At 64.6% G+C, this 19253-nt stretch carries 20 protein-coding genes; 5 read left to right on the top strand and 15 right to left on the bottom strand.

All coding sequences use genetic code 11. The features are described 5' to 3' along the window. The first annotated feature begins 19 nt into the window (after window positions 1-19). Window positions 20-532, top strand: a complete 513-nt coding sequence (locus LPJ38_RS23825) for a MarR family winged helix-turn-helix transcriptional regulator (protein WP_145633328.1) — start codon at window positions 20-22, stop codon at window positions 530-532. Between the two features lie 36 nt (window positions 533-568). Here LPJ38_RS23825 and LPJ38_RS23820 read toward each other — a convergent pair whose 3' ends face one another. Both LPJ38_RS23820 and LPJ38_RS23815 read right to left on the bottom strand, forming a co-directional pair. Next, on the bottom strand, window positions 569-820 hold the full coding sequence (locus LPJ38_RS23820; protein ID WP_145633325.1) for a hypothetical protein: 252 nt from the start codon (window positions 818-820) through the stop codon (window positions 569-571). A 68-nt stretch (window positions 821-888) separates the two neighbouring features. Continuing rightward, window positions 889-1149, bottom strand: coding sequence for a hypothetical protein (locus LPJ38_RS23815; RefSeq protein WP_060735990.1), 261 nt, complete (start codon window positions 1147-1149; stop codon window positions 889-891). Window positions 1150-1294: 145 nt separating this feature from the next. Between LPJ38_RS23815 and LPJ38_RS23810 the strand changes: the two genes are divergently transcribed. Next, window positions 1295-2524, top strand: a complete 1230-nt coding sequence (locus LPJ38_RS23810) for a lytic murein transglycosylase (RefSeq protein WP_145633322.1) — start codon at window positions 1295-1297, stop codon at window positions 2522-2524. A gap of 7 nt (window positions 2525-2531) precedes the next feature. Here LPJ38_RS23810 and LPJ38_RS23805 read toward each other — a convergent pair whose 3' ends face one another. The 4 genes from LPJ38_RS23805 to recJ all read right to left on the bottom strand — a co-directional run bounded on the left by LPJ38_RS23805 (window position 2532) and on the right by recJ (window position 7722). Then, window positions 2532-3878 (bottom strand): IS5-like element ISBj5_B family transposase, encoded by a 1347-nt coding sequence (locus LPJ38_RS23805; RefSeq protein ID WP_011084757.1) that lies wholly within the window; start codon window positions 3876-3878, stop codon window positions 2532-2534. Window positions 3879-4151: 273 nt separating this feature from the next. Continuing rightward, complete coding sequence (locus tag LPJ38_RS23800) at window positions 4152-4943, bottom strand: aldolase (protein WP_145630936.1); 792 nt, start codon at window positions 4941-4943, stop codon at window positions 4152-4154. 94 nt (window positions 4944-5037) lie between these two features. Next, window positions 5038-5847, bottom strand: a complete 810-nt coding sequence (locus tag LPJ38_RS23795; RefSeq protein WP_167520409.1) for an SDR family NAD(P)-dependent oxidoreductase — start codon at window positions 5845-5847, stop codon at window positions 5038-5040. Window positions 5848-5880: 33 nt separating this feature from the next. Next, complete coding sequence (gene recJ / locus LPJ38_RS23790) at window positions 5881-7722, bottom strand: single-stranded-DNA-specific exonuclease RecJ (protein WP_145630938.1); 1842 nt, start codon at window positions 7720-7722, stop codon at window positions 5881-5883. A gap of 272 nt (window positions 7723-7994) precedes the next feature. Here recJ and LPJ38_RS23785 point away from each other — a divergent pair, with 272 nt between their 5' ends. After that, window positions 7995-9071 carry a methyl-accepting chemotaxis protein gene (locus LPJ38_RS23785; RefSeq protein WP_145630939.1) on the top strand — a complete coding sequence of 359 codons (1077 nt, stop codon included), beginning with the start codon at window positions 7995-7997 and terminating at the stop codon, window positions 9069-9071. Between the two features lie 15 nt (window positions 9072-9086). Here the strand turns inward: LPJ38_RS23785 and LPJ38_RS23780 are convergent, their stop codons facing one another. The 6 genes from LPJ38_RS23780 to LPJ38_RS23755 form a co-directional block, all read right to left on the bottom strand. Further along, window positions 9087-9845, bottom strand: a complete 759-nt coding sequence (locus tag LPJ38_RS23780; RefSeq protein ID WP_145630940.1) for a sulfite exporter TauE/SafE family protein — start codon at window positions 9843-9845, stop codon at window positions 9087-9089. Between the two features lie 124 nt (window positions 9846-9969). Continuing rightward, entirely contained in the window at window positions 9970-10941 is a 972-nt protein-coding gene (locus LPJ38_RS23775; RefSeq protein ID WP_145630941.1) for an efflux RND transporter periplasmic adaptor subunit, read from the bottom strand. Further along, window positions 10938-11147, bottom strand: a complete 210-nt coding sequence (locus tag LPJ38_RS23770) for a DUF1656 domain-containing protein (protein ID WP_145630942.1) — start codon at window positions 11145-11147, stop codon at window positions 10938-10940. Before LPJ38_RS23770 ends, LPJ38_RS23775 begins: the two co-directional genes overlap by 4 nt. Beyond that, window positions 11144-13342 (bottom strand): FUSC family protein, encoded by a 2199-nt coding sequence (locus tag LPJ38_RS23765; RefSeq protein WP_231088385.1) that lies wholly within the window; start codon window positions 13340-13342, stop codon window positions 11144-11146. The genes LPJ38_RS23770 and LPJ38_RS23765 overlap by 4 nt, the downstream gene beginning before the upstream one ends. Next, entirely contained in the window at window positions 13317-13790 is a 474-nt protein-coding gene (locus tag LPJ38_RS23760) for a hypothetical protein (protein WP_145630943.1), read from the bottom strand. Before LPJ38_RS23760 ends, LPJ38_RS23765 begins: the two co-directional genes overlap by 26 nt. Before the next feature lie 16 nt (window positions 13791-13806). Continuing rightward, complete coding sequence (locus tag LPJ38_RS23755) at window positions 13807-14133, bottom strand: hypothetical protein (RefSeq protein ID WP_145630944.1); 327 nt, start codon at window positions 14131-14133, stop codon at window positions 13807-13809. Between the two features lie 102 nt (window positions 14134-14235). Here LPJ38_RS23755 and LPJ38_RS23750 point away from each other — a divergent pair, with 102 nt between their 5' ends. Both LPJ38_RS23750 and LPJ38_RS23745 read left to right on the top strand, forming a co-directional pair. Beyond that, on the top strand, window positions 14236-15168 hold the full coding sequence (locus tag LPJ38_RS23750; protein WP_145632479.1) for a LysR family transcriptional regulator: 933 nt from the start codon (window positions 14236-14238) through the stop codon (window positions 15166-15168). 215 nt (window positions 15169-15383) lie between these two features. Then, on the top strand, window positions 15384-16127 hold the full coding sequence (locus tag LPJ38_RS23745) for an SDR family oxidoreductase (protein WP_145630945.1): 744 nt from the start codon (window positions 15384-15386) through the stop codon (window positions 16125-16127). 92 nt (window positions 16128-16219) lie between these two features. On the opposite strand, the gene LPJ38_RS23740 is transcribed toward LPJ38_RS23745, so the two are convergent. The 3 genes from LPJ38_RS23740 to LPJ38_RS23730 are packed head-to-tail and all read right to left on the bottom strand — an operon-like array spanning window position 16220 to window position 19253. After that, complete coding sequence (locus LPJ38_RS23740) at window positions 16220-17224, bottom strand: 4-hydroxythreonine-4-phosphate dehydrogenase PdxA (RefSeq protein WP_145630946.1); 1005 nt, start codon at window positions 17222-17224, stop codon at window positions 16220-16222. Next, window positions 17221-18759, bottom strand: coding sequence for a tripartite tricarboxylate transporter permease (locus LPJ38_RS23735; protein ID WP_145630948.1), 1539 nt, complete (start codon window positions 18757-18759; stop codon window positions 17221-17223). Before LPJ38_RS23735 ends, LPJ38_RS23740 begins: the two co-directional genes overlap by 4 nt. A gap of 11 nt (window positions 18760-18770) precedes the next feature. Continuing rightward, on the bottom strand, window positions 18771-19253 hold the full coding sequence (locus LPJ38_RS23730; protein ID WP_145630950.1) for a tripartite tricarboxylate transporter TctB family protein: 483 nt from the start codon (window positions 19251-19253) through the stop codon (window positions 18771-18773).

Below are 19253 nucleotides of genomic sequence, written 5' to 3'. Positions count from 1 at the left end.
ACCTTATAAGAGCTCTTACATGTCACGCAAGACCGCAGCCGTCACGAGATCGAAAATTCCCCACCACGCCCCCGACGCCGGCCCTGTGCACGTACCCGCCGCCGGCGAAGGCAAGCGTGGCGAGCAAGGCTATCTCGGCTATCTGCTGCGCCAGGCGCATGCCGCCGTCCGGCTGAAGATGGAGCGCACCCTCACCGATCTCGCGGTGACGTCGCCGCAATTCGCGGTGCTGACCATGCTCAATGCCTATCCGGGTCTGTCGGGAGCCGATGTCGCGCGCCTTACCTTCCTCACGCCCCAGACCGTCGGCGTCATCATTCGCAATCTCGCGCGTGACGGTGCCATCACGATGACGCCTCATCCAGTCCACGGCCGCATCCAGCAATGGACGTTGACGCCGCGTGGCGCCACGCTTTTGAAGGCGTGCCGACAGCGCGTGCTCGAATTGGAGAAGCGCCTGGCCCGGGGCCTGGATGACAAGACGGAGGCTGCGATCCGGCGCTGGCTCACCGGTATCGCGACCGAGTTATAGGAAGATTAGGCGCACGGCCGCTCACACTGATGTGTGCTACCCGCCCCTCAGCAATTCCTTGACCTCGCCGTCCGGCCAGGCTTCACCTGCGGCGATCACCCGCACGCGGGTTCCATCCGCGGCATTGACCAGCAGATGCGAACTCACCTGGTCGCGGCTCGGCTCCAGGTGCAGATCGGTTTCAGGTTTCCAGCTCAGCGTGGTCGCGAGATCGCCGGGAAAGATCTGCCATTGCGATCCGTCGTCGAGCTCGACGACATGACTTTCCGCATGCGCGTGTATCTTCATTCGACCCCGATTCGATTTGTCCAGCGCTCGACAGGAAGGCCCCGGCATCGCGCCGGGGCCTTGGTCCGTCAGTCGTTGTCGTGATGAATCACGGTCTTCTCGCGATTGCCGAATTCATCTTCCTTCTTGATCACCGTGGTCCGGTCGGCGGGCTCGCGCTCCTTGATCACAGTAGTGCGGTCACGATCGCGATCTCGCTCGCGATACTCATGGGATTGACCAACCGTCACGCCGGCGCCGACCGGGCCGACGTGAACGCCGACTTCGTCAGCGAATGCAGGCGTCGCGATGGCGGTGACCATGGCGGCGGCAAACAGATACTTCCTCATCTCGTCCTCCTCGTGTGATGCGAGGGGAATGCTAGACTGCGACAGTTTGTTCCGATCAAAATGGCGGGCGCGGGCGTGCAGGTTACAACGCTTCCTGTTCCAGGAACCGGCACACACGCGCCATGTTTCAGGCTAGAATGTGCCCATGAAACATTTTGATTCCTCATTGCGTCCGACGCGCCGCGCCCTGCTCCAGTCGACGCTCGGCACAGCTGCCTTGCTCACACTTCCGACACGCGCCTTCGCCGCGCCTCCAGGCTTCGACGAATGGCGCGAATCTTTCCGCGCGCGCGCGATGGCGAAGGGCATTTCTGCCGCGACCTGGCAACGCGCGATGGCGCGGGTCGAGCCTGATATGAGCGTGTTCAAGCAGATGCGCAATCAGCCGGAGTTCAACGAACAGGTGTGGCAGTACATCAACCGCCGCGTTTCCGACTGGCGCATCATCAACGGCAAGATCGCGCTGAAGAACAACGAGGCGCTGCTCGCGCGCGTCGAACGCGATTTCGGCGTCGAGCGCGGCACGCTGCTGGCGCTGTGGGGCGTCGAGTCCGCCTATGGCGATCCGCTGGTGCAGCAGAACCACATGCGGCCGGTATTTCCCTCGCTCGCTGCGCTCGCCTGGAACGAGCCGCGCCGCAAGACCTATTGGGAGACCGAGCTGATCAACGCACTCCGCATCGTCGACAAGGGCTGGAGCACGCCGGAGCAGATGCAGGGGTCCTGGGCCGGTGCCATGGGGCATTCGCAATGGATGCCGGAAGTCTGGCTCAATGTCGGCATCGACTATGACGGCGATGGCAAGGTCTCGCCCTTCGGCAAACCCGACGATGCGCTGGGCTCGACCGCCAAGTATCTCGTCAATCGCGGCAAGTGGCATCGCGGCGAGCATTGGGGCTACGAGGTGCGCGCGCCCGGCAACATGAGTGGCAGCCGCACCTATGCCGCCTGGGCCTCGGCCGGCGTCACCCGCGCCGACGGCCAGCCATTCCCGCAGCCGAACGCATCCGCGCAACTATGGACGCCGGTTGCGGGCGGACCGACCTTCCTGCTGGGACCGAATTTCTATTCGGTGAAGAGCTACAACCCGTCGATGAACTATGCGCTGGCGATCTGCCATCTCGGCGACCGCTGCCTTGGCGCGCCGCCCTTCATCCAGCCCTTCCCGGGCTCCGAGCGCGCGCTGACGCTCGCCGAGGTGCAGGAGATGCAGACCCGCCTCACCAAGGCCGGCTTCGACACCGGCGGCACCGACGGCCGCGTCGGCAACGACACGATGAAGGCGGTGAAGGATTTCCAGCAGCGCGTCGGGATTGCGCCGGCCGATGGCTACGGCGGGCTGAAGGTGCTGGCGAAGCTGCGGCAGGGTTCGTAGTCGTCCGTTAAGAAGCCGGATTGATCGAGGCTGGCCGGGCGAGCGTGCGCCATAGCTGGGCCAGGAACAGGCACAAGAGATATCTCAGCCAGGCGAGGATGCGGCGGAAGTTGTGTCCGACGGCTGAGAGGACGACGTTGGCGGCATCGCCGGCGCGGCCTTTGAGGTAGCAGCGCCCGAGGTGGCCTTCCGCCTTCAGGTGTCCGATGATGGGCTCGATGGCGGAGCGGCGGCGCAGCTCGCGCTTGATGACACCGAAAACGCCGCGCTTCTGGCCGGAGATGAAGACGCGACGGGGATTTTGTGCGTCGTGGCCGCGGTATCCCTTGTCGACATAGGCCCGCTCGATCGGACAGCCGGTGAGTGTCTCGGTGCGGTCAATGACGTCCCGCAAGGTGTGACCGTCGTAGGGGTTGTCGGGCAGTGCGCTGGCGTGCAGCACGAACAGGCCACCGGGAGCCCGGCGGTTGTTGGTGACGATGGAGGCCTTCACGCCGAACTCGTAAGGCGCGCTGGCCTTGCCCTTGCCGATGCACTCCACTTCCGGGGCATGGAAGGAATAGAGCTTCCAGCCGCGCTGGCGCTGCTGCTGCGAGCGGATCTGCGTGGCCCGGCCGAGCGGGAGGGCGAACGCCTGCTCCAGTGCTGGCTGGCCTTCGATCTTGCGGCGGATGTCGCGGATGATCCGGCCCAGCCGGCTACGCAGGATACGCAACTGCCGCTGATGCCGCCTGAACTGTTTGGCATGGGCGTAGCGGCCGGCCATCATCGCGGCGGCCTTGGCGATGCGAGCATAGGATTGCCGCAGCCTGACGCCGTGCCTGATCGCCAGGCGGTTGAGCCCCTTGATGGCCGCATGCAGCAGCTTGGCATCGGTCGGAAAGGTGATGGCCTTCGGCTGCACCGTGGTGTCGACCGTAACCCGCTTGAGGTCCTGGCTGCGTAATGCACCGGCCTCGTGCGCTACCCGCAAGCTCTCGGCCAGCAGCAACTCCAGCTTGTCGCCAAGCCGCTTGCGCCAATGGCTCAGGTCCGAGCGCTCGTGCGGGAACGTGTGCTGAAAGAACTCTTCCCCGGTGAAGAACTGGAAGTATGGGTCATGGACCCAGCGCTCGCACACCTCCTCATCGGACAGCCCGTAAATGTGCTTGAGCAACAGCAGACCGATCATGAAGCGCGTCTCGATCCCGGGCCTGCCGTTCTCGCTGTAGAGCGGCGCGATCTCGCCGTCGATCCAGTCCCAATCGACCTTGCCGGCGAGCAGAACCAGCTCGTGCTTCATATTGATGATCTGGTCGAGCCGAGCCCGGAACAGATCGTTCGATCCCGTCGTCTTGTGCTTCTTCGGCCGCATCGTTCCCTCCGATGCAGACAAGGAATCATGCTTCCCGCTTCGAGGGAATCCACGAAAACCAAATCGCAAGGTTCTGACGCCCAAAGCATCAAAACCTTGCAATCTGGAAATGCCCCTTAGCCCAAATCGAGATTCCCGATCAGTGGCTTAGTCCTTCTTCACGGACGACTTCGTAGGGCTTGCTTTGGCCCGTAGCCCGGATGGAGCAGCGTAATCCGGGGCGTCAATCGCGATCCAATCCCGGATTGCGCTGCTACGACGGCCGTCGCAAGACTAGTGCCGGTACTGCGGCTCTTCCGCATCCAGCTGCCTGCGGATCGCGGCCAGATGCAGCCGCGCGGATTCGGAATCGCCTTCGCGCATCTGCCGGTAGGTTTCGGCCGCAACAGCGGGATCGACAGGCAGGACCTTCCGCCCCGTCGACATCGCGAGCACCTGCACCTCGGCGGCGCGCTCGAGATAATAGAGATCGTCCCAGGCTTCCGCGATGGTCGGCGCCAACACCATCACGCCGTGATGCTTCATGAAGACGATGTCGGCATCGCCGACGGCGGACGCAATGCGCGCGCCTTCGCGGTTGTCGAGTGCGAGGCCGTTATAGTCGCGGTCGACGGCCGTGCGGCCGTAGAATTTCAGCGCGGTCTGGCCGGCCCAGATCAGTGGCTCGCCCTCCGTCATCGACAGCGCCGTGGCGTAGGGCATATGGGTGTGAAAAGCGACCTTGGCCCGCGGCAGGCGCTTGTGCATCTCGGCATGGATGTAGAAGGCGGTCGCTTCGGGCACGCCCTCGCCGTCGAGCACGTTGCCGTGGAAATCGCAGATCAAGAGCTTCGAGGCGGTCAGCTCGCGGAACGCGTAGCCGTAGGGGTTGACCAGGAAGAGATCGTCATGCCCGGGTACCACGGCCGAAAAGTGATTGCAGATGCCTTCCTCGAAACCGTTGCGCGCGGCCATGCGGAAACAGGCGGCAAGATCCTCGCGCGCGGTACGGATCGCGTCTGTGGCGAGATCCGGCCGGTTCGAACGATGCGGCGCGGGCGAGGACGCGTGAAGGCTGTGCGCCATGGCGAAGGACCTCTGTCGGAAGGAAGCTGCCCGTGTTGTACAGGGCTGGCGCCTGCGCGTCAGCCCCTGTGGTCGCCACCCTGCCCTGCGCAGCTCATGCGCGCCGCGGCACGCCCCCGGCGTTCATGCCGCCGTCGATGACGAGCTCGCTGCCGGTGACGTAACGCGAGGCATCGGAGGCCAGATACAGCACGCCGGAGGCGATCTCCGCAGCCTGGCCAGCGCGGCCGAGCGGCGTGGCGATCTTGGCACGCTCCTCGGGATCGATCGGCGCGTTCTGGCCCGCACCGGTCGCGCCGGTCGGAATCTTGCCCCAGATCGGCGTGTCGATGATGCCGGGATGCACGGAGTTGACGCGGATGCCGTCGCCGGCGGCCGCGCATTCCATCGCGATCGATTTGGCGAACAGCCGCACGCCACCCTTGGTCGCCGAGTAGGCGGACAGCCCGGGGGCGCCGCGCAAGCCCGCCAGCGAGGACATCATCACGATCGAGCCGCCGCCGGTCTTGCGCATCAGGGGCAGGCAATGCTTGACCGAGAGGAACACGCCGTCGAGGTTGATCGCATTCTGCTTGCGCCAATCACCCAGCGTCATATCGACGATCGAGGGCACGGCGATACCAATGCCGGCGTTGGAGACCATGATGTCGAGTCGGCCGTAGCGCTTGGCGATCTCGGCGACGATCTCGATCCAGCGCTCCTCGCTGGTGACGTCCTGCTTCAGGAAGATCGCCTTGCCGCCGGCCTTGGTAATGCGCTGGGCCAATTCTGGGCCGCGCAACTCGTCGATGTCGGTGGCAATGACGGTAGCGCCCTCGCGCGCGAACAGCTCGACGATGGCCTCGCCAATGCCCGAAGCGCCGCCCGTCACCAATGCGACCTTGCCCTCAACCTGCCCTGCCATGTTCACTCCCCTTCTTATTGTTTGAACCCGCCGCTATCTAATCACGGATGGCCCCTGGTCCGGTAACGCGATGTCGACGACACGGAATTGCACGCGCTCGACGCCCTGGTAGCGATCGACCGACAATGATCCCGCGACGTGCAATTGCTGACCACGATTGGCCAGCAGCGCATTGCCGAGCTTCTGCCCGACGGAGCGGAACGCGATGCCGTTGACGATGGCGCCATCGCCCGACTTGAACCGCAGGCGCAGATGCGCCTGCCCGACCTCGTCAGCATGGACGAGCTGATGCGCCGGCAAGGCCAGCACCGGCTCGGGATTGCCGCTCCCGAACGGACCGGCGCGGTTGAGGGTGGCCGCAAGCTCTGGCGTCACCGCGCGTGCAGAAACCGCGCCGTCGACATAGAGCTCGTTGACGTGGCGGGCTTCAGCAACGTCGCGCGCCAGAGCCTGCTCGATATAGGCACGGAATTCGGCAAGCTTCTCTTTCCGCAACGTCACGCCCGCGGCCATCGCATGGCCGCCGCCCTTGAGCAGAATGCCGTCAGCGACCGCCTGGCGTACGGCCTTGCCGAGATCGACGCCGGCGATCGAGCGGCCCGATCCGGTGCCGATGCCGCCGGGCTCCAGTGCGATGGCAAAAGCCGGCCGCGAAAACTTCTCCTTCAAGCGGGAGGCAACGAGGCCGACCACGCCGGGATGCCATCCCTCTGACGCCGTCACGATCACGCCGAGCTTGTCCTCCAGCCCGATCGAGGCGAGCGCCTCGGCTTCGGCTTGCGCTTCCGCCGCCTGCTCGATGACGCGGCGCTCGTTGTTGAGGCGGTCGAGCTCGGCGGCGATCCGCGCTGCCTCGACGCTGTCGCCTTCGAGCAGCAGCCGCACGCCGAGATCGGCCCGGCCGATACGGCCGCCGGCATTGACGCGCGGCCCCAGCATGAAGCCGAGATGCCAGGCCTCCGGCGGGCCGTTGAGCCGCGCCACGTCCATCAGTGCGGTATGCCCGACATGGTCGCGTCGCCGCATCGCGATCAGCCCTTTTGCGACGAATGCGCGGTTGAGACCGATCAGCGGGGCGACGTCGGCGACGGTGCCGAGCGCGACGTGATGCAGCATGCCGAGCAGATCGGGCTCGGGCATCTCGCTGCTCCAGAAACCGCGCTGGCGCAGCTCGCGGTTGACGGCAACCAGCGTCACGAGCACGAGACCGACCGCCGCAAGATGGCCGAGGCCCGAGAGATCGTCGGGCCGGTTCGGATTGACCAGCGCATCGACCTCGGGGAGATCGAGGCCGCATTGGTGATGGTCGATCACGACCACGGACATGCCGAGGCGCTTGGCCTCGGCCAGTGGCTCGATGCTGGTGGTGCCGCAATCGACGGTGATCAGCAGCGTGGCGCCCTTTGCAGCCAGCGCGCGCACCGCTTCCGTGTTGGGGCCGTAGCCCTCGAAGATGCGATCGGGAATGTGGATCAGGGGATCGAGCCCGCAATGGCGCAGGTGCCAGGCGAGCAGCGCAGCCGAGGTCGCGCCGTCGACGTCGTAATCGCCGAAGATCGCAACCTTCTCGCCCCGGGTCGCGGCATCGGCGATCCGCTGGGCGGCAGCTTCCATCTCCGTCACCGTGAACGGGTCCGGCAACAGCTTCCGGATGGTCGGATCAAGGAAGTCCGGCACGGTGTCGATGTCGACGCCGCGGCCCGCCAGCACCCGCGCCAGCAGCTCCGGCAATTGGTGCCGCTGCACGATGGCGAGCGCCTTCGCCGCCCCGCGGGCATCGAGCCGGTCGCGCCACAGCTTGTCGGTGAGCGAGCGCGTCACCCCCAGGAACGCCTGGGGCGCTTCGACGGGCAAGGCAGTGGCGGGCGGCGTCATGAATGGTGATTGGCTGGAGGAACCCGGAAGCGCGGCGGCAAGTCGGCCGACGGAGCGATTGACCCGGAATCCCCAGAGATAAGCAATGTCTCCGCTGCATAAAGTGGTGGATTGCCGCTTTGCTGCGCCGAGTGACTATCATTTAGGCACTCCGCAAAACAGCAAATTAAGCGGGCGTTAGGCGGAATCTTCGAAAAAGATTCTTATTCGATCTGTAATTTGTTGTTCCGGGTTCGTTGCAGATCAGACCTCATTGCCAAGGGAAATCCCCGATGTCTGCTGCGCTGGGTCTGAAAGCTAAGCCGATCGCTACCGAACCCGCCGACGATGATTCCGACATCTCCGCGCTGATCAACCGCCTTACTGCGGAGGTCAATCAGATCGCAGTCGACAAGACCAAGGCGATCCAGCAGATCACCAACCAGATGAAGATGTTGGCGCTGAATGCGCTGATCGAGAGCTCGCGCGCCGGCGCGCAGGGCGCGGGCTTCGCGGTGGTGGCGCAGGAGGTCCGCGGCGTCGGCCAGCAGGTCGAGACCATCGCACGCGAGCTCGAGACTCAGCTGACGAAGCGCACCGGCGATCTCGTCGCCTCGATCGACCGCATGAGCCAGCGCTCGCGTGGCGAGCGCATGGTCGATCTGTCGCTCAACGCCATCGAACTGATCGACCGCAACCTCTATGAGCGCACCTGCGACGTGCGCTGGTGGGCGACCGATTCCGCCGTGGTCGATTGTGCGGCTTCGCCCACCGCGGCGGCCGTCAACCATGCCTCGCAGCGCCTCGGCGTGATTTTGGGGGCCTACACCGTCTATCTCGACCTCTGGCTCTGCGACCTCGACGGCAACGTCATCGCCAACGGCCGGGGCGACCGCTTCCGCGTCGTCGGCCAGAACGTCGCGCACACCAAATGGTTTCGCGAGGCGCATTCCTTGCGCTCCGGCGACGACTATGTCGCCGGTGACGTCGAGAACCAGCCCCTGCTCGGCAACGCACAGGTCGCGACCTATTGCGCCAGCGTCCGTGCCGGCGGCCAGGCCAACGGCGCGCCGATCGGCGTGCTCGCGATCCATTTCGACTGGGAGCCGCAGGCCCGCGCCATCGTGCAGGGCGTGCGCGTCGGCGACGGCGACAAGGCCCGCGTCCTGCTGGTCGATTCGAATTTTCGTGTCATCGCGGCATCCGACGGCCAGGGCATTCTCAGCGAGCGCATTTCGCTGTCGCTGAACGGGCAGCGCTCCGGCTTCTATCACGAGCGCAATGGTTCGCTGATCGCCTTCCATGCCACGCCAGGCTACGAGACCTATCGCGGGCTCGGATGGTATGGCGTGATCGTCTGCGGGGCGTGACGCGACATCGCCTCCTTACGCAAGATAGCCACACACTCCGTCCCACAGTAACTTCAGCGCGGTGACAACGAGTAACCCATAGCAGGCCCGATAGATTTGCTGCTGGTCAAGCCGTCCGTGCAGCCGCCATCCGAGCCAGACGCCCGAGGGAATGGCCAGGAGGCATATCGCCATCACAATCCAGACGTTGCCTGCCGGTCGCACCAGCAGCAGCCATGGCAGCGCCTTGGTCGCATTGCCGACCGTGAAGAACAGGCTCGTCGTTCCCGCATAGACTTCCTTGCTGAGGCCGAGCGGCAACAGATACATCGCTAGCGGCGGTCCGCCTGAATGAGCGACCATGGTCGTGACACCCGAGGCAAGGCCCGCAGCGATCGCCTTGGGCTTTGAGCGCGGACGGATGATCACCTTCGGATCGCTCACAAGCCACAGACCGACGAAGATCAGGGTGACGAGCGCCATCACAATCGCGACGGCACGATGGTCGAGCACCCGGAACAGGACATAGCCAAGCCCGATTCCGACCAGGAGCCCAGGCAGCAGCAGCGCCAGATCCGGCTTCGACCATGTCGACGGCTTCCAATAGCGGAGCGCGAACAGGTCCATTGCGATGAACAATGGCGCGAGCAGGCCCCCGGCGGTGACCGGGTCCATCACGAAAGACAGCAGCGGAATCCCCACGATGGAAAATCCGCCGCCGAAGGCGCCCTTCATGAAGCAGATCAAGAACACGCCCAAGAAGGCGATGAGGACTGTCGTGACCGTCAAATCCATGGTTCGTCTCCACGACCATCACGCCGGTCGCAGCGCAAGACTCGATTCCTGTCACATAGATCCGAGAGCTGCAGCGGTTCACTCGAAACATTGACCTCGGTGCAATTTAGCTCCCCGGCAAGCCTCAGCCGCACAGGGATGATGCCCCCACTGTGATCCGCACAGCCCGGCATGCAAGCCCCTGCGCGATGCTGCTCGTCTGCGCGTCGGCCGGCCCGGTCATCGGCTTCGACCCGAGCACCTCGACCGTTGCGGTGGCTCCAGCCACGAGTTCGTTGCGCTCTGGACCGTCGAGCGCGACACGAACCGGAATACGCTGCGCCAGCCGCACCCAGTTGAATGTCGGATTGACGTTGGCAAGCAGCGTCGCGCCGGAGCTGCGGTCGCGATCTTCAATGCCGGCGGCAATGCCCTCCACTCGTCCTCGCAACATATGGTCGCTGCCGAGCAGCCGCACGTTGACGGCATCGTCGAGGTGAATGCGCGGCAGTTTGGTTTCCTCGAAATAGCCCTCAACGCGAAGCGTGTCTGAATCGAGCAATGCCATCACGCCTCTGCCTGCCGCGAGATAGGTGCCGGGACGCAGCTCCATGTTGGTGACGGCACCGTTGACTGAGGCCCGCACCTCGCTGCGCTCGAGATTGAGTCTGGCGAGGCTGAGGTCCGCGACGGCCCCGTCGTAGGCGGCCTGCGCCGAGCCCTGAGTCGCGACGACCTGATCAATCCTCTGCTTAGAGACCGTTACATCCGGCGTGAGCGCGCTGTAGCGCTTGAGATCGGCATTGGCCTCGTCAAGCGCAGCGCGCTTGCCGAGCACCGCCGCCTCGGCCTGCTTCTGCGCAATGTCATACCGGGCGCGATCGATCCGGAACAGCACATCCCCACGGCGGACCTGCTGGTTGTCCCTGACGAGCACCTCGGTAACGAAGCCCGAGACATCGGGGGCAACGGGGACGACGTCGGCCCGCACGTGGCCGTCCCGCGTCCACGGTTCCTGCATATAATAGTCCCACAACTTGTAGCCGGACCAAAGTGCGACGAGAACCATGGCGGCGGTGAGCGAGAACCGACGCAACCAATTGAGAGCAGCTTTCATGATACAAGCTCCTTCGAAACGAGCACGAACCCAGCCACCAGAGAGACGTAGAGCGAAAAGTCGAACAGCGCGGCATGCCAGACGTGGCGATACAGGCCGGCCCACGCCAATGCCTTGCTGATGATGCGCGCCAGCACATAGGCCACGACGCACCACAGCAGCAGGCTCGGAACGATCACACCAAACAGATCCAGTTCGTACTTCATGCGGCAACCCTCCCTTGCCCCGGCTCATCTGGCCGATACGGCGCGGCTCCGGGAAACAGCCCGGTGCGGATACCGGCGAGGCTGTAAAGCGTCTCGTTCCAGCCTTCACTCACTCGCTCCCGCAACGCCGATGTAATCGTGTTGTCGAGCTGCGCGAGCAGCTGATCTGGAAGACGTGCTCCGATGTGAACCCGGCAAGCCATGGCAAGGCGCACCAGCAACTCGTTGACCGCAGCGGCCGCTGGACGCCCCAGGCTCGCCTTGCGCAGCTCGTTGACGCTCAGGGCGGCTCGCAATTGGCGAAGATTGGCGATGTCCCTTCGGGCCGCGGCAGGGACCACGGCAATGCGGGAGGCAAGAAGAGCGAGGCGATGCTGCATGAGGCTCGCAATCGCAACACGATCCAGCGGCCTCCTGCTCTCGGCGATTTCGGCAAGCGTCGACCAATTGCTGCGGAGCAACCGATTTGCGATCCATTCCGCACCGAATGGGCGCACAATGCTCAAGACGACACCGGTCAGCCCGACGCCAACCATCAGCGCCACATTCGCGTTGGCAAAAGAAGCGAAGTCGGCGGCATAAGAGGATTCCAACGCTAATTGCACCGCAGTGAAGGTAACCAGCAGCGAACCTATGCCTGCCGTAGCGCGCCGTGCCGCCATCCAGCCGAACAGCACAAAAGTTGGCATCAACGCGGCGACCACCAGTTCGAGTGTTGTGATCCGCGGCAGGAGGCCAAATGTGTAGATCCCGTTGACCGCAATCACGACGAGGAATGCCCGATAAAGCTTCCGGAAGGTCGGAAGAGGCTCATCGACGCCCGCGAAAAGCGAGCCGACCACGGCTGCATAAATTGGCGCGGAGGCGCCGTCGGTCCAGCCCGTGGCGATCCAGACCGCGCAGCAGGCGAGGACCGACAATGCCGTTGCCGCGGCAGTCCACAGCGCCAGCCCGTGATCGCGGTGAAGCATAGCCGGGCTCATGGCGTCCGCCGTGAAGGCAAGCAGAAGCGCGTCCGGATCGCGCCCCTCGGCGATCGCCGCGCTCAACACCCGGCAATCCTGCGCGACGTCAATGAGCTGGCGAATGTGAATCACAAAGCCGGCGGTCATGATTTCGGTCCAGCCGGCGGCCGCGTCAATCGGCGGCTGGACGCCGTCCAGCATAAACCGCAAGGCATCGGCTTCCCGATCATCGTCGCCTTCGGCGGCGAGCCAGCGTGCGGCTTTCGCACTGATTTCGGCGATGTGCCGGGTCAATGCCTGGTGAGCGTCGAGGTCATGTCTCTGGTCCTCAATCGATGCAAGCAGCGGGAGCAGCGCCAGCATGTGTTGTCGCAGGCGCTGAAGGCCCCGCGTGATGGTGGTTGATGTGTTGGTCTCGTAATCGAGATGCCGGCAAAGCTGGTCGATTTCGCTGGCGACGGCGGCCAGCCGGATGCGCTCGTCATCTCGCTTATCGTCGCTGCCCCGCCCGGTCAGGACATCCGCCCCGAGCTGACGCGCTTCGCCAAGCCAGGCGTCCGCCTGTTTCGCAATCGCGGAGGCGACGCTCCGCGGCAGCACCAGCATCGAGACGGTGCTCGCGCAGACAATGCCGAGCATGATCTCCTGGACGCGGGCCGACACCAGATCGAAGGTGAGTTCTGGGGTGGAGAGCACGGGAAAGCCCAAGAGCGCCACAGTGTAGCCCGCCAGCATGAACATGTAGCTTCGCGGCGTTCCGTCGATCAGCGACAGGTAGAGGCAGAACCCAACCCAGAGCGCGATGGCGAGGCTGAGGAGCTCAGGGGCATTCACGAGATTGGGGATCAGCGCGATTGTGCCTGCCGCACCGATCAGTGTTCCCAGCATGCGGTAGGCCGCTTTCGACCAAGTCGCCCCGCTGAGCCGGTTCGACGTGATGTAGACAGTGGCCATCGCCCAATAGGGTCGCGGCATCCCAAGCCACAGCGCGATCGAAAATGCCAGCATGGCCGCCGCAAACGTCCTGATCGAAAAGACGAGTGCGGCATGCCGATCCAAGAATGACGAAGGATGGCTCATGGCAATCAGTTCCGGATTATTAAGACGCTGCCCGACGCCCGCATAGTCACGTTGACAGTGGTGTGCGGTCTGCCCCGCGCCAACCGAGACATTGCATTCGGTGCAATTCGGTCGGGCTTTTTGACTAAACAGCAACCCTTTCGAACTCATCGGAAACCGGATTCCGGCTCTCGATCGCCTGAACGGAGTTCTCAAACGCTCTTTCCAGCACGCTTCGGCCCATGGTCCCGAGCACAAGGCTGAGGATCCAGCCCTTCAGGTTCTTGCCTTCGCGCACGACGACGACATCGATATCGGTCGCCCCGTCGCGCCTCCGCCGGAACGTGTAGGTATGGCCCGACGCGCCTCCCCACACATTGGAATCCGTCGTCGTCAGCACGACGCGGTTGGGGTTGGACCAGTCGTAGTGCAGTCGCTCCCAGACGCCGCGCGAGCCTTCCGTCACGTCGGCACGCGTCGGGCCAAGATGGTGCAATTGGAGATATTCGTCGGCGCTGTTGCCAAACACATTAGAGCGGCCGGGCCTAAAGTCGGTGAGCCCGGCAATATACTGCTGGGGAGTCAAGGCGGTGGTTCGATGCAGATGGATCGTGGACATCGTTGGCTCCCGGAATTCAGTTGACGACTGGTTTCGCGGTGTGGATGAGCAAGTTGTCGCCGGTCCGACTGATTTCCAGCGCCGTTGCCTCCATCGGGGTGGAAAGAACCACGCGCTGACCGGGCGCCAGAACCGAAACAAAGCGGACCGGCACCCCTGCTTCGCCCTGCGCGAGGGTGGTGACGACTCGGAATCCAGCGGGCTCGACGGTGTAATAGGCGACGCCTGAGATATCGCCGAGACGAATGCTCCGCCCCTCGATCGGCTTCAGGCCGCCGGCGTGAGCGGCTCCCAAAGTCATGATGGTGCAGGCGGTTGCGAGCAGTGTGCTGCGGATCGACATAGGATGCTCCGTTGGCTTGGACAGCGAGCGCGGTGCCCGCCGACTCTCTTGCCGCAGGACATGGGCAGGCTATGATCATTGATCAAACAGATGGGGTCGATGATGCATATCGATGCTGTCAATCTTGGTCGTATCGACCTGAATCTCCTCGTACATCTCGGTGCGCTGCTCAGTGAGCGGAGCGTCACGCGAGCCGCCGCCCGCGTCGGCATCGGCCAATCCGCGATGAGCCACAATCTGGCGCGCTTGCGAGAGCTGTTCGGCGATGAGTTGCTGACGCGTGGGGCTGAAGGCATGCGTCTCACGCCGCGCGCGGTGACGTTGCTCGAGCCGGTCCAATCCATGCTGGCTCAGATCGAAGCGCTGGTGCTGCGCGAGCAAGCCTTCGATCCGGCGACGGCGGTGCGAACGTTCAGGTTCGGATTGCCGGACAGCATGGAGGTCCTGATCATGCCGGCCCTCCTGGCGCGCATGCGCAATGTCGCGCCCGGCATTCACCTGCGGCTCTACAATTTCGACGCCTCGCGCCTGCTCGATGAGCTCGATGCCGACGAGATGGACCTCGCAATCGGCTACGACGCCTTCCAGCACGGGCAGCTCCACCACAAGCGTCGCAAGTTGTTCACCGAGAGCTATCAGTGCATGTTCAATGCCGAGAAGACCGGCATTACGCCTCCGATCTCGCTCGACGACTATGTGCGGCTGCCCCATGTGCTGACCAGCCTGAGGCCCGCGCGCAACCCGCGCGGCATTGTCGATGATGCGCTGGAGAAGCTTGGATTGCGCCGTTCCGTCGCCCTGACCACGCCGCGCTTCCTCACAGTGCCGTCACTGGTCGCGCAGGCGCCCGTCATCGTCACGATACAGTCGCGGCTTGCTCGCCGCTTCGCCGCCGAGCTGGGACTGAGCCTCAGCCCCCTCCCCGTAGAGCTACGTGAGGTCACGGTGTCTTTGCTCTGGCACGCATCCTACGATCACGATCCGGCTCACACCTGGTTGCGCGAACAGGTGGCGCAGCTGACCTCCGAACTGTGAGCGGGCGCGGTCAGCAGCTCCGGATTGAGATTTGACGAGAAGATTTGCGCTGCAACGCCGGCTCTTGAGCAGATTTGTGCAAGTCTGGCCCGTTCTGGGCAAGAGCTCCGACCATATCTGGCCTAGGATGCCCCTCGCGTCACGCCCTCCGACGTGAGAGCGTCAGGCCGGTCATCCTGATCATCTCGCGCTCGGCAATACCAAGGAGACCTGCCATGAAGATCGTCGTGATTGGTGGAACCGGGCTGATCGGATCCAAGCTCGTGGCGAAGCTCAAGCAGCAGGGCCACGAGGCCGTGGCGGCCTCGCCAAGATCAGGCGTGAACGCGGTGACTGGCGAAGGCCTCGCAGCGGTCCTGACCGGCGCGGAGGTGGTCGTTGACGTCGCCAATGCGCCGTCCTGGGAGCCGGCCGCCGTGTTCGATTTCTTCCAGCGTTCGAGCAAGAATCTCGTCACGGCAGAGGCCGCTGCGGCCGTGAAGCATCATGTGGCGCTCTCGATCGTCGGCACCGACCGCTCGCCAGACAACGGCTATTTCCGTGCCAAACTTGCCCAGGAGGCCGTCATCAAGTCCGCCTCAATCCCCTATTCGATCGTGCGCGCCACTCAGTTCTTCGAATTCCTCGGCGCCATCGCCGAGACCGGAGCGCGCGAGGGGAAGATTGTCGTTCCCTCCGCATTGTTTCAGCCGATCGCGGCGGACGACGTCGTCGAGCGCCTCGCGGAGGTCGCAACGGGGCAGCCGATCAACGGCACGATCGACATCGCCGGCCCCGAGAAGGCTCCCTTCAACGAATTCATCGCGCGGCGCCTGAAGGCGTCCGGCGACGCACGGCCTGTGATCGGAGACCCGCAGGCACCCTATTACGGCGCTCTCATCGACGACCAATCGCTGAATCCGCTCGGCGAGGCGCGGCTCGGGGCCACGCCACTCGCAAAATGGCTCGCGACAGCCTGAAGGTCTCCCATTCCGTGTTCAGCCTCGCGGAAAAAGAACTCCCGTGCGCACGTTGATCGTCGCGAAGTAACGCCGAACGAGCCGGCCTGCCGTCAGGCCGCCCTGCGCGCGGCCATCTCCGCAGCCAGCAGCAGCGCGGCGCGGCTGGCACCGATCGATGCGATGCCCTGCCCCGCGATGTCGTAGGCCGTGCCGTGCGCGGGCGTGCAGATCGGAAATGGGAAGCCGCCGAGCAAGGTCACGCCGCGATCGAAGCCCATCAGCTTCATAGCGATCTGGCCCTGGTCGTGATACATCGTCAGCACCGCATCGAAGGCGCCGGCCTTGGCACGCAGGAACACGGTGTCGGCGGGGAATGGTCCCTCCGCGGCGATGCCCTCGCGCTGGCCGGCCGCGACCACGGGCGCGATGATGTCGATCTCCTCGCGGCCGAAATTGCCGCCGTCGCCGGCGTGCGGATTGAGTCCCGCGACCGCGATGCGGGGGCGCGCGAAACCGGCATTGCGCATGCAGGCATCGGTCAGCTTGAGCGCACGGTGGATGCGTTCGGCGGACAGCTTTGCGGCGACGTCCCTGAGCGGGATATGCGAGGTCACCCGCGCGTTCCAGAGCCGGTCCAGCACGTTGAACTCGCTCGCCGCGGTCTTGAGACCGACAATTTCGGCCGAAAACGCGATCTCGTCGTCGTACTCGGCGCGGGCAAGCCGCATCGCCTGCTTGTTGAACGGCGTGAAGCAGACGGCATGGACGTGCCCGTCGCGGCCGAGCTCGAGCGCATGCCTGTAGTTTGCCAGTGCGAACTTGCCGCCGGCGAGCGTCGCGGTCTTCGGCTCGACTTCTTTCAGATCGAGATGGCCGAGGTCGAGGAACAACGCGTCGCCCTGACTTGCGCGGAGGTCGGTCCCCTGCTCCACCATCGTCAAGTCCGGCTTGACGCCGGCGACGCGCGCGCCCTCGTCGAAGATGCGGCGGTCACCGATGACGACCAGCCGACAACTCGCGCGGATGTCGTCTTGCACTGCGAGCTTCGCCGCCAGCTCCGGACTGATGCCGGCAGGATCTCCCATCGCCAATGCGATGAGCGGCTTTGCGGTCATAGGATCACCTTTTCATGGGCTGGCGTGTCAGTCGCGGTGGATGCGGGCTTGCGCCAGAGCCGCGCGAGCTGCAGCACGAGCGGAAGCAGCAACAGCGCGATGCCGGCCACGATCAGGCAGGACACCAGCTTGTTGGCAAAGAAGATCCCCAGTGAGCCCTTCGAGATCAGCATCGACTGCCGGAACGCGTCTTCGGCCTTGTCACCGATGACGATCGCGAGGACGAGCGGCGCCAGCGGATAGAACAGCTTCTTGAAGAGATAGCCCACGACGCCGAAGCCGAGCATCATGACCACGTCGAGATAGGAGTTGGAGACCGAATAGGCGCCGACGACGCAGATGATCACGATCAGCGGCGCGATCACCACGAAGGGAATTCGCATCAGGGCGGCGAAGACCGGCACGGTGAGCAGCACCAGCACCACGGCGACGATGTTGCCGACATACATCGAGGCGATCAGGCCCCAGACGAAATCCTTTTGGTCGACGAACAGCATCGGTCCGGGATTGAGACCCCAGATCATCAGCCCGCCCATCATGACCGCAGCGGTGGCCGATCCGGGAATGCCGAGCGACAGCATCGGCAACAGCGCGCTGGTGCCGGCGGCATGATCGGCCGTCTCCGGCGAGACGATGCCCTCGACCTCGCCGGTGCCGAAATATCGGCCGCGGCGCGAGAAGCGGCGCGCGATGCCGTAGCTCATGAAGGAGGCCGCGGTCGGGCCTCCCGGCGTGATCCCCATCCAGCATCCAATCGCGGCACTGCGCAGCAAAGCCACGCCGTGCCGGGGCAGCTGCCCGACGGCGCGGAACACCTCGCGCCAATCGATCTTCGAGGAAACCGCGCGGGCATGAAACTCCTCTTCGACCGCAACCAGCAGCTCGCCGATGCCGAACAGGCCCATGACGGCGACGACGAAGCTCACGCCCTTCACCAGCTCATCGACGCCCATGGTGAGGCGGACGCTGCCGGACACCGTGTCGATGCCGATCGCAGCGATCGCAAAGCCGATGGCCAGCGCCACGATGGTCTTGATCGGCGCCGAACCGCCCATGCCGACGAAGCTGGCAAAGGCGAGGAAATAGACTGCAAAGTACTCTGCCGGTCCAAAGGCGAGCGCGACCTGGGCCACCCAGGACGCAAGGAAAGTGATCAGGATGACGCCGATCAGCGCCCCGATCGCCGCCGAGCCGAACGCGGTCGCGAGCGCCGTGGTCGGCCGGCCGTCGCGCGCCATCGGATAACCGTCGAATGTGGTAGCGACCGACGACGGCTCGCCGGGAATGTTGAACAGGATCGAGGTGACGGAGCCGCCGAATAGCGCACCCCAATACATGCTGGAGAGCAGGATGATCGCCGACACCGGCTGCATGCCGAAGGTCAGCGGCAGGAGCAGCGACACCCCGTTCGGCGCGCCCAGCCCCGGCAGCACGCCGACGAGAATGCCGAGCAGCACGCCAACCACCATCAGGGCCAGATGCGGCATGGTGACCGCGATGGTGACGCCGTGCAGGAGCTCCGAGAGATTATCCATCGGCCTCTCCGTCAGAACCCGAACGCGGCGTCGAGAGCGCCGTGCGGCAAGCTGACCTGGAACATGCGCTCGAACACGACGTAGAGCGCAAGCGCCGTCGCGCCCGCCATGGCCAGCGCGCGGGGGACCGATTGATGCCGCGGGATGACGAGCACTGCAAAGACGTAGAGCGCTGATGCCACGTACATCCCGACCAGCGGGATCGCCGCCACGAAGAGCGCAGCCGGCACGAACAGACCCGCAAGCCGGCGCAGCTCGATCGACGTGATGGCGATCGGGACGTTGGCCAATGTCGCCGCCGGCATCGCGCCGCGCACCAGATTGTAGAGGCTCCCGACCACGACGATGATCCCGGTCAGAAACGGAAACGTGCCGGCTTCCACGCCCGCGCTCGACCAGCCGATACCGTTGTCGAGGCTGGAGACGATGACGGCCGCACCGAAGCTGCCGGTGAGCACGGCGGTGGCGAGTTCGAGGGCGCGACGGGAGATCAT

Origin of the sequence: Bradyrhizobium daqingense (assembly GCF_021044685.1) — a bacterium.
Classification (GTDB): domain Bacteria; phylum Pseudomonadota; class Alphaproteobacteria; order Rhizobiales; family Xanthobacteraceae; genus Bradyrhizobium; species Bradyrhizobium daqingense.
This window is presented reverse-complemented; position numbering and strand designations above follow the sequence as displayed.

Excerpts from the sequence above, each read along its gene's own strand:
- LPJ38_RS23825 (WP_145633328.1), top strand. The coding sequence starts at position 20 with ATGTCACGCAAGACCGCAGCCGTCACGAGATCGAAAATTCCCCACCAC.
- LPJ38_RS23820 (WP_145633325.1), bottom strand. The coding sequence starts at position 820 with ATGAAGATACACGCGCATGCGGAAAGTCATGTCGTCGAGCTCGACGAC.
- LPJ38_RS23815 (WP_060735990.1), bottom strand. The coding sequence starts at position 1,149 with ATGAGGAAGTATCTGTTTGCCGCCGCCATGGTCACCGCCATCGCGACG.
- LPJ38_RS23810 (WP_145633322.1), top strand. The coding sequence starts at position 1,295 with ATGAAACATTTTGATTCCTCATTGCGTCCGACGCGCCGCGCCCTGCTC.
- LPJ38_RS23805 (WP_011084757.1), bottom strand. The coding sequence starts at position 3,878 with ATGCGGCCGAAGAAGCACAAGACGACGGGATCGAACGATCTGTTCCGG.
- LPJ38_RS23800 (WP_145630936.1), bottom strand. The coding sequence starts at position 4,943 with ATGGCGCACAGCCTTCACGCGTCCTCGCCCGCGCCGCATCGTTCGAAC.
- LPJ38_RS23795 (WP_167520409.1), bottom strand. The coding sequence starts at position 5,847 with ATGGCAGGGCAGGTTGAGGGCAAGGTCGCATTGGTGACGGGCGGCGCT.
- recJ (WP_145630938.1), bottom strand. The coding sequence starts at position 7,722 with ATGACGCCGCCCGCCACTGCCTTGCCCGTCGAAGCGCCCCAGGCGTTC.
- LPJ38_RS23785 (WP_145630939.1), top strand. The coding sequence starts at position 7,995 with ATGTCTGCTGCGCTGGGTCTGAAAGCTAAGCCGATCGCTACCGAACCC.
- LPJ38_RS23780 (WP_145630940.1), bottom strand. The coding sequence starts at position 9,845 with ATGGATTTGACGGTCACGACAGTCCTCATCGCCTTCTTGGGCGTGTTC.
- LPJ38_RS23775 (WP_145630941.1), bottom strand. The coding sequence starts at position 10,941 with ATGAAAGCTGCTCTCAATTGGTTGCGTCGGTTCTCGCTCACCGCCGCC.
- LPJ38_RS23770 (WP_145630942.1), bottom strand. The coding sequence starts at position 11,147 with ATGAAGTACGAACTGGATCTGTTTGGTGTGATCGTTCCGAGCCTGCTG.
- LPJ38_RS23765 (WP_231088385.1), bottom strand. The coding sequence starts at position 13,342 with ATGAGTTCGAAAGGGTTGCTGTTTAGTCAAAAAGCCCGACCGAATTGC.
- LPJ38_RS23760 (WP_145630943.1), bottom strand. The coding sequence starts at position 13,790 with ATGTCCACGATCCATCTGCATCGAACCACCGCCTTGACTCCCCAGCAG.
- LPJ38_RS23755 (WP_145630944.1), bottom strand. The coding sequence starts at position 14,133 with ATGTCGATCCGCAGCACACTGCTCGCAACCGCCTGCACCATCATGACT.
- LPJ38_RS23750 (WP_145632479.1), top strand. The coding sequence starts at position 14,236 with ATGCATATCGATGCTGTCAATCTTGGTCGTATCGACCTGAATCTCCTC.
- LPJ38_RS23745 (WP_145630945.1), top strand. The coding sequence starts at position 15,384 with ATGAAGATCGTCGTGATTGGTGGAACCGGGCTGATCGGATCCAAGCTC.
- LPJ38_RS23740 (WP_145630946.1), bottom strand. The coding sequence starts at position 17,224 with ATGACCGCAAAGCCGCTCATCGCATTGGCGATGGGAGATCCTGCCGGC.
- LPJ38_RS23735 (WP_145630948.1), bottom strand. The coding sequence starts at position 18,759 with ATGGATAATCTCTCGGAGCTCCTGCACGGCGTCACCATCGCGGTCACC.
- LPJ38_RS23730 (WP_145630950.1), bottom strand. The coding sequence starts at position 19,253 with ATGATCTCCCGTCGCGCCCTCGAACTCGCCACCGCCGTGCTCACCGGC.